Source organism: uncultured Proteiniphilum sp. (assembly GCF_937873925.1).
In the GTDB taxonomy this organism is placed as follows: domain Bacteria; phylum Bacteroidota; class Bacteroidia; order Bacteroidales; family Dysgonomonadaceae; genus Proteiniphilum.
The window spans coordinates 1-10198 of sequence record NZ_CALNAT010000196.1; the positions used below are offsets into that span (position 1 = coordinate 1).

General features: G+C 38.0%; 5 protein-coding genes. All 5 read right to left on the reverse strand.

Annotation, left to right across the window (positions count from 1 at the left end; genetic code table 11):
- Positions 1–1288, reverse strand: a 1288-nt coding sequence (locus Q0502_RS13395) for a glycoside hydrolase family 95 protein (protein ID WP_298651552.1), incomplete at its 3' end; no start/stop codon positions are given.
- A gap of 21 nt (positions 1289–1309) precedes the next feature.
- Complete coding sequence (locus Q0502_RS13400; protein ID WP_298651554.1) at positions 1310–3802, reverse strand: glycoside hydrolase N-terminal domain-containing protein; 2493 nt, start codon at positions 3800–3802, stop codon at positions 1310–1312.
- A 38-nt stretch (positions 3803–3840) separates the two neighbouring features.
- Positions 3841–6150 (reverse strand): DUF5703 domain-containing protein, encoded by a 2310-nt coding sequence (locus tag Q0502_RS13405; protein WP_366521801.1) that lies wholly within the window; start codon positions 6148–6150, stop codon positions 3841–3843.
- Between the two features lie 125 nt (positions 6151–6275).
- Positions 6276–7757, reverse strand: a complete 1482-nt coding sequence (locus Q0502_RS13410) for a RagB/SusD family nutrient uptake outer membrane protein (RefSeq protein ID WP_298651556.1) — start codon at positions 7755–7757, stop codon at positions 6276–6278.
- Between the two features lie 29 nt (positions 7758–7786).
- Positions 7787–10198: SusC/RagA family TonB-linked outer membrane protein (locus Q0502_RS13415; protein ID WP_298651559.1), on the reverse strand; the 2412-nt coding region annotated here is incomplete at its 5' end.

Genomic DNA, 10198 nt, shown 5'->3' on the forward strand with positions numbered 1-10198 from the left:
AGTTAATAGTCCAGTTTGCGCTCCATGCAGGCTGCATGTCTTGATTCCATATTCCCTGAAGATTGGAGGGTTGTGAACCCTCACGAGAACACGAAATCAGCAAATAACGGCCAAATTGAAAATAGAGAGCTGTAAGAGAAGGATCATTACCCGGTTTGTATTGGGCTATCCGTTTGTTTATGGGCAACAATGACTCCGGAGAATCACCAAGATTGATACTTACACGTCCAAACAATTCTGCATAGTCTTTCAAATGCGCTTTGTACAACACCGAATATTTCTTTGCTCCTGCTTTTTTAATATATTGCTCACAAATGGCCTTTTCATTCTTACCTTCTTTGTAAGGATCCTTATCGAAGCCATTGAAACTGGTTGCTGCTGCATAAATTAGCGTTACGGAAGATGCCTCATCTACTTGCAATTTATTTTCTTTAGCGGTGATTTTGCCATCAGATTCTGTAACCATGAGTCTGCATTCAAAACGCGTTCCTTTTTCGTCTTCATAAACAGGTGGATGCACACCCGTATAATTAGGATCTGTATGACATGGAGCTTGTCCGTTAATTATGACTTGATTTTTCTCAATTCTTGCTGTATGCCTTATTTGGCTTTCTAAACCTACAGTAAACCCAATTGAGTTTTTTTTATCAGAAGTGATGCGCATTACAATTACCTGATCGGGGAACGATGCAAATAATTCACGTTTGTAATTTATCCCATTTTGAGTATAAGTTAGAGTTAAGACGCCTCTGTTTAAATCCAGCTCTCTTCGATAATTGGAAACATCTCCCGTCATGGACCAGTTAAGCAAAATATCAGCCAAAGGCATGTAATTTTGGTTCCAGGGACCTAAAAGATGTTTATTAATCAAATTTTGTGCTTCTTCGGTTTTCTCTTCGAGCAATAACTGTCTGATTTCGGGTAAGTGCTTATGTGTGCCCGGTCTTTGCAAATCTCTGGGTTCACCGCTCCAAAAGGTGTCATCGTTAGTTCGTATGGTGTCCACTTTTACTCCACCATATATCATTGCACCCATACGTCCGTTTCCTACAGGAGTTCCTTCATACCAAGAGTCAGCAGGACTATCCATGTACATAACGCTAGACGATGGAACAATTGCTGTTTTCTTTGTTACTTCGCATGATATACTTAGAATAAAAAAAGCACAACATGCAGCTTTAAGGATAATGGAATTCATATATTCGTATTGTATGTCTAATTTTTTAAATACTAATTCGCATAAATAATAATTCGTTTCATCTCTATTTCTTTTGTACAGAATTTTCATTTTTCATCTTTTATTATGTAATTACTTCAATATTCGTATACTTATTACATCACCCTTTTCAGTTTGTAAATTAATAGTCTTGTCATGCATCTCCATTATTGACGTATGAGAGTTTTTATCAAGAGAAAGTTTTTTATTTATAATCCATGGTAATTCTACTTGAATACTTCCTCCGACTTCACTTATAATCTCAACATATTCTATCATTCCATCTTTTAAAGAAGCGCTGATTAGAAAACCTCCTTTTGTCCTAAGGGTATGAAATTCAGCATCAATATTCTTAGACCAATTTGGGAATAATTTTATTAAATTATTATTATAGCTTTGTAACAGACATTCATTTATTACAGCAGGTAATGCAAAATTTTCAAACCATATTCCCATATTGTCCATGTACCCATAATTGCTCAAGTCATTATATCTTCCGTTTACTTGCAAAACTCTGTCAGAAGCAGTACCATTAGGCAATAAACAATAAGATATTTGTCTTTTAAATTTATCCAAATCAAGCATTCCAATACGTGCTGCTTGAAAATTTAACATGATGAGGTCGTTTCCTCCTTCATTTTGTTGGTTTCTAAAAGAGTTTCTTACTATATCCACAGATTCAGGCTTTGTATAAAACTCATGATCTTCACCTGGAAAAACTGCAAACAGAGGTAGTGGCACATTATAAACAACGTTACTGAGTTCACTTGGTGTTGAAACAAGAACTTCTCCATATTCCTCAGAAATGGCTGTGGGATATTCCGGATAATTTAATAATATATCATTAATATCGTCAATTAGTTTTTTCTCCTGAAGATTCTTATCTAAAATATTTGCCGCCTCAATAAAAGCTTTAAAAATAAATTTGGTCAGAGAAAGATCAACATTGCAATCATAGTTGTTCTTAAATCCGGGGCGTAATCCATATAATTCCGGAGGCACGGTTGAAAAAATGTGATAATTATTGTCACCCCATTGATTTCCACGAGCTACAGGCCTTTTCATATAAGCCACTAAAAATTCTACTGCAGCTTTAATAGGTTCAAATGCCCTGTTCTTAAGAAAATCGACATCTCCACTATAAAGGTAGTGCCACCATAATCCCTGTACTGCCCATGGAGTTTCACTAACTTGCCAGCCCCATGTAGGAACAGGATATGGATTGATACTCATTTCTACTGGATATGCGCTATGGGGAAAAAAGGCTCCGGGTAAATTATAATATTCTTCTGCCCATTTTTTACTTATATTCATTAAAAATTCAATCAATTCAACATAAGAAAGATTCTTATCAAGATGATTACTCGAGTAGGTTAACCAAAAGGGTTGTTGCGTATTATAATTCATATGATAATCCCCATGCCACGCAGTGCCTATATTCCTATAACTCCAATTCGCAAAAAGCCCGGGTGTGCTGACTCCCTTTTTAACTGCGCAATTAAAAAAATAGAGATTGCGATACCATATCTGCTCTAAAAAATCATCATTTATAAAAACGCCAGATTTTTTCCAATATTCTTCCCAAACAAGATTGTTTTTTAGAAATTTATTATCAAAATCCGTATCATTTATTTTGACGACTGTATTATCGACAGTGTTTAAATCAGAATATAATCCTTCTTCTAATGAAACACACCCCAGCAGAAATCCGTCCTCTTTTGGAAAAGAGACTTCCAAAGGATTCATATCTTGTAAAACTCCACTCCAGTTTATTTTTTTTGTTTTTTCCAAAGTTGAATAAAGGTATCCTGATAATCTAAAGAATTTGTCTTTAGGATGCCTTATTTCTTTATTATAGTTTTCAGGCTCTTCGAATGGTAGAATTTGCAAAAAAGACACATAGCCCAGATCAAGGTTTTCTTGAATTTTAAATTTTGGAAACTCAGTCGGTGTCTCAGGATCTGGAATTAGCCTTACTCGGTCAAATATATTCCGATATAAATTATTATCTTGGTCCACTAAACGAATCAACAGTTTATCTTCTGACATATCTATAAAAAGCTGGAGAGTAACACTATCTCCATTTGCAACCAAGATATAAACTTCACACATTCCATTAGAAACATCTAACTTATGACCTAATAATTCGGCCTTTCTTCTGTCAAATCCTAATAATAGAGAGCCACAAGGGAAAGGACGCGGATAGGGTTTTCTATAATTTTCCTGTGTCATATTACTATATTCAAGATACCATTTATCTTCAGTAAGTAATTTCAAAGTATCGGGAATTAACTTTATCTTATTAAAAACTTCATTAAAGGTTCCTATTTTAGCCTTGTTATTTTCGGATACTCTGATATCCCAAACATTGTTATGCCCAAAGTGTACAAGTACCCCATCAGGTCGTGTAGTGACAACTGCTCCCATACCTCCATTGCCCAACAACGCACCTTCGAAGAAATTTGTAGCCGGCTTTTGTATTTCAATTGCATGTAACTTTGCTCTTTGATAGGAGGATAAACTCTTTTGGGCAGGACAAAAAGTGTTTAATAAAAAGAAAAAGAAAAAAAACAATAAATTTCTCATTCTTGTTGAATTTTTTAATTGTCAATAACTACATTTTTTTAATTATAGGGAGAGCAGATAATAATATCATCTTTTCTTGAGGCAGGCGTCACTTCTAATGACTTTATCTCACCTTTTACCACTTTCCCCGTAATTATAGTGTTTTGGGGAGCATGTAGTTTAAAATTGATATCCCATTCTTCAGGCCATGCCGGTAACAGGTAAATTTTATCAGAATATAAATCAGTTTGCAATAACATTGACTGGAATGCTTTCATCAATACTCCCCCGTGATCCTGATCGGGAACCCAATCGTAGTTAGGACCCCAAAAGGCCGGGAACCTGGAGTTTTTATCAAAAGTTGTTGCCCTGGCCACTATATTGTCTTTTGCCTGGTCGGTCAGTCCCAGATAGGCCATAAAAATATCATCTTGTCGCCAACCCGAATTTCCTTTATCGGATCGTAGTTTTAATGCGTTCATTGCCCAATCGATATTAGGTTTGTCTATCGAATAAAGCCTAAAAGGAAAGATTGCATATAGTTCGGGATTTTCAACATTCCTTTTATTACTAAAAATTCGAGCCGGAGCAAGTGTTGTTCCTAATTCTGTTTCATGAACCGGAATATCGGGTATTCTGTTTTTGATTGTCTCCCAAAAATCGATATTTGTCCTTTTAATTTCTGAGTCAGGAAGCTGTAAGAGTCGTTGAGTTATGTTCCTTAAGCCTGCAATTTCAGGCAAAGGATCAGTACAGTCCCACCAGGTTTCCAAAGCCTGGGAAGGATTCATAACCCATTTTCCTTCTTCATTTATTTTATAATAGTTGTCAAAAAACTTCATTACATCATTGGCAACCGGAATTATTTTCTCTTTTAAGAAAACCTGATCGGATAAGAAGTCATAATAATCGAGCATCATATGAACTAACTCCGGCCCTGCTACCCATTCCCATTTATGCCATCTGCTATCCTGCAGCTTATCTGCACGCTCTTCCATTTTTATCCAACCATAATCATTTGTAAAACAAGATCCCCAGAAATACATGCATTCAGGGAAATAGGCACCCTCAAAATTGAAATACTTATTGGTTCTGTATTTACACAGATTATAAATATCATCCGCATACATCTTAAAAAAAGGTTGGATAAGATCAAAATCTCCTGAAGTATTCAAACTGATATAGGGCAGCCGGGTGTTCTGCCACCAATATCCAGGCCCCCAACGGCGATAGTCGGGGTCTCCGGAGGTTCCTTCCGCGGGTACTGTGAAAATTGACCCATTGAATTTAATCGGATAATTTCCTCTTCCTGCCGATGCTGTGATAAATCTTTGAAGCGCATACCCCCTTGATACGAAGAATGCACTGCTATCATCAGGGTTTGAAACTTCATTATTCGTGGCATCCATCCAGCTTCTATCCCAGAATTGAACCCACCATTCCTTATGTTTCTTGTCTCTTTCCCTAAATGATTTCGAAGCGATTTCCCTGGATAACACCTCTATTTCATTTTGCCATTCTTCGGGCAGGGAAGGATGTTTTGTCAAAACATATATTTCAACTCTTGCATCTTTTGATGTAGACGTCCGCAGTTCGTAATCACTGACTTTTTCGCCTTTTGTCCCTTTAATAATTGCGCCAAAAGTGCGATGAAGGATAGGGTCTGTCTCAAAAAAGCCTGATAGGCCTTGCAGTTCGTTGGTAATATCAAATCCAACCGATTTTTTGTTATGGTGCAGCCAGCCAATATAATGGTTGTTTCCATCTATTACCTGATCAGGCTCAACAATTACACGCTCATTTAAGAGACCCGGCTTGGAGCGGTTTTCCAGTAAGTCACTTGCACTTACTTCAGGTAAATCATAAGGTTCGGTTCTCCAAGATTCCATGTTCGCACTGAACTGGACCGGTGTGTCACCGTGGGAATCCACATAAATAACCGGGTTGTTGGCATCGACCCAAACTGAAACACCTATATTGTGCTTTTTCCCCTGCAAATTTCCCTGAGAGGTGATGATAATTTTACCGCTCAACAAGTCTAGTTCTTGTTTAAAATCGCAATCATCAAAAATAATTTGAGGTTCAGTTTTAATTCTGACCTTTCCTACTTTCAGCAATCTCCCGTTATCACCCCATGAGTCGGTTTTACCAATGTAAAAACATATATCCCCTGTTTGTTCTACCCATACGTTCAATCCGATTTCTCCATTTCCTACGGGCATTGAGCCGGAGTGATCAGGGGAAGGAGAAGTCCAGACAACATTATATTTGTTTATAGAGGAATTTATTGATTTTCCAGTATATGCTTCTGCACAACTTATGAAAATCATTACAACAAAAAAATAGAAAATAAACCTTTTTTTCATCATATCTGAATAGGTTTGAAGAATAAATAGCTCAACAAGTCTTTATTTAATTAAAAAATCATTGTTAATCTTTAGGATCTTGTTGAGCTATCGTTGTTATTATTTACTATTGTTAGTTCAAATCAGAATTAATTGTATCCGGGATTTTGGACGAGATTATCATTCACATCCATTTCACTTTGTGGAAAAGGTAATAAATAATGTTTTGACGGATCAAATTGCCTTCTTTTTCCGCCCGGATCTACAAGCGTTGGGATATAGGTTTCCGCTGTTTTCCATCTTTTTATGTCACCCCACCTTATTCCTTCTAACGCAAATTCAACCCGTCTTTCGTTTCTTATCCGCTTTCTCATTTCATCTTTTGATAACCCCGTGGGTAGCTGCGGCATGTTGACCCTGTCTCTGACTTTATTAATTGCGTCATAAACAGAAGCGTCGGGGCCACTTACTTCATTTCTGGCTTCTGCATACATTAATAATACATCTGCATATCTTAAAAGTATCCAATCCTGATCGCTTTGGGTACTATAATTGATTGGCAATGCATCCCAATTGCAATATTTTACCGGACTGTAACCTGTTGCAGAAACGGCATTGTAATTAAACCCGACTTTCTGCCCGGCAGAATTGTAAACCGAATCTTCAAACGCTTTTATTGTCATCAACAGTCTTGGGTCACGGTTTAACCTCCAGTTCGAAGGATCATATAATGGAGATATGTCTATGGGTTTTCCGTCGGCACATTCATATGCATCCACTAATTCTTGTCGGGGTTCAACTACAGCATGCCACGACCACCTGATATCCAGATCACTATATATATCCGGATTTAAATACCTGGTTGAAAAAATGATTTCAGGATTATTTTTCTGCCCACTGGATAAGAATAAATTCCGAAAGTCGTTATATAGACTAAATTTCCCATCGCGTATTATTCGATCTGCAATTTCAGCCGATTCCTGCCATTTTTGATTATGTAGTAAGACTTTTGCTTTCAGCGTCATTGCCGAGCCTTTCACTGCATGCCCACTTGAGTAAGTTTTATCAGGCAAATTTGCGATTGCAAAATCCAGGTCTGAAAGTATCTGGTTTACAACTTCTTCCTTTGTGCTCTGTTTAACTTTTGCTTCTTCAATGGTAACAGGGCTTGTATAAAGCGGGACTCCGCCATAATGTTCAGTGAGGGTGAAATAAAAGAGAGCCCTCAGAAAACATACTTCTCCTTTATATACATTCAATGTTTCTGTACTTATAGGAGTTTTTTCAATATTTTCAAGAAAAAAATTACAAGAACTAATTCCGGCATAGCAATTTGAGTAAATATAACTTACAATTCCGCCTGAATTGGGTTCAATATTTCCTTGTGCAATATTTATAATTGAATGCCCCTGGTTTCCACACACATCGCCTGCCATAATATCAAATTCGGTATCTTTATGGGTAAAAGTGAAGGCTCGAAGCCTTGAATATACACCGGTAAGTGCCATTTTTGCTTCTTGTTCATTCTGCCAGAAAGTTTCACTGGATATCTGATTAAGTGGATTTTTGTCAAGAAAATCGGAACACGACAAAGATATCAATGCTATAATTCCAACGGCAATAAATTTCATATATTTCATTTTTAACATAATATCATGAATTAAAGTTTTATTTTAATACCAAATGCATAAGTCGTTAGTTGGGGATATACGCTATATTGAGTTGTCAAGCCTGACCTTTCAGGATCTGCACCCGGATAGCTTGTAATCGTAAACAAGTTATCGCCCGAGAAATACACCTGGGCATTTTTCAGACCTATCTTTCCACTAATGTGCTGTGGTATGTTATACCCGATTCTTAGGTTTTTCAAGCGAAAATAAGAAGCATCGTGTAACCAATATGTGGAAGCAGTGCCCATAATTGGCTGATAAGTAGATTCGAATATGGCAGGATATTTGTTTGTTGAACCTTCTCCGGTCCATCTGTTTTTAACAAAATCTTTTGTTGGGGGCGAACCTTGCGTGTAAGGGGTAAATCCCCATCCGGCATGCGTTCCTCCAAGATAATTTTTAATTCCTTCTATGCCCTGGAAAAAAACAGAAATGTCAAAGTTCTTCCAAAAAACATCGATAGATCCTCCGTAATAAAACTTCGGATATGCGCCATCAACTACGACCCGGTCTTCAGCGTTAATGACACCATCACCTGCATCCGGGACCCCGTCGTTATTGGTATCAACAGTCAACTGGTCTTTGTATTTTAAATCTCCTGGCTTGGGACCAAATGGATGCCTCGGGCTATTATCAATCTCTTGTTGATTCTGGAAGATTCCATCCCATTCAATTAAATAATACGAACCATAAGGAAGGCCTTCCTGGACTGTAGTTGTCCCGTATGAAGGGCTTATAATTTTTACTACTTCATTTTTATAGGTGGAGAAATTCAGGGATGCATTGTACCGGACTTTTCCGACGTTGTTCCGGTGTCCCAACTCAAAATCCCAGCCGGTGTTTTTCATCTGTCCCCCATTCACGGTCGGAGCGGATAATCCTATACTGGCAGGTACCGGAATACCATATAGAATACCATCGGTAAATTTATTGTACCAGTCGGCAGTCAGAGAGAATAATCCGTTTTTTATATTGAGATCCAGACCGAAGTCAGTGATGGTAGTTGTTTCCCATTTCAGTTTTTTGTCAACAAGCCTTGTCAATCTTACGCCCGATTCCAAATCATCGAATGCGTACGAGGTGGTTGACAAGACGTCCTGATATGGATAGGTACCCACATTCTGATTTCCCAACTTTCCCCACGATGCCCTGAACTTCAGGTCATCCAGCCACGACGTTTCTTTCATAAATGATTCTTCTGAAATTCTCCAGGCAGCGGACGCAGATGGAAAAAATCCCCAACGGGTATCGGGTGCAATCCGGGAAGTCCCATCGTATCGCGCGTTCGCCTCAAATAAATACTTATTCTTATAATCGTAAGTGATCCGTCCGAATAACGATTGTATAGCCCATTCAGAAGCAGTACCCGATGTGGATTGGTTCAATGATGAACCCGCGTTTAATTCTTTCAGATTGTCCGTCGGGAAATACATTCTTGATCCTGCAAGCGTTCTGTAAAGATACGACTCCTGGTTGTAGCCGACTAAAACGCCCAAGTTATGAATAGAGTTAAATGTATTATTATAATCCAGTGTTGAATAAAGGGTGGTCAGGTTTGAAGTCCATATATTATCTCTTACTCCCAGATTCCATACCGCACCATCATGCGCATACGATCCATCTTTAAAGTAATAATTGCTAACGGCATGTTCGTGGTTCTTCTGGAAATTATAATTGAAGTTAAATGCACCTTTAGTCTGCCAGTTCAAATTATTGGTCAGCTTCACATTTGCATAAATCTGCGGCCTTACATTATAATTATTGGTGACATTCGAACCTTGCGCTATGATGGAAGCAGGATTTCTCACTGTCCACTCGGCGATGGAAGAACTGTATCTTGCGACGTAACCTGTTGAGCCATCCGGTAATGTCATTGTCGGTGTGTAATTCGGGCCCGGCCCAAAAGCATGCATCACAAAATAAGCCTCATTATGGGCACCTTGCACATCTTGGGTAATATCCCTTCTCATACCCTGGATGTTTCCTCCCAAAGTAAACCAATCTGTTACTTTTGTATCAACAGATAGCAGTAAATTATACCTTTTGAAGTCATATAAATCTACGATACCCCCCTGATCCAGGTAACCCAATGCTAAATTAAAAGAAGTCTTCTCGTTCCCCCCACTTATACCAAGATGATGATTGTGTACAAATGCAGTTTTAAAAATATAATCTACCCAGTTGAAATTGGGATAATTAACCGGATCGTCCGGGTTATTCCTAAAAGCGTTTATTTCTTCCTGTGTAAAATATTGGGATTTACCCGACCGTTTATTTGCTTCATTCCACAATTCCATATAATCCGCTGAATTAGTTAAAATATCAGGCAGACGTGTTGCCTTATGGGCTTCTAAACTCACATGATATTCAACAGATACATCCTGGATCTTGCCGGTTTTTGT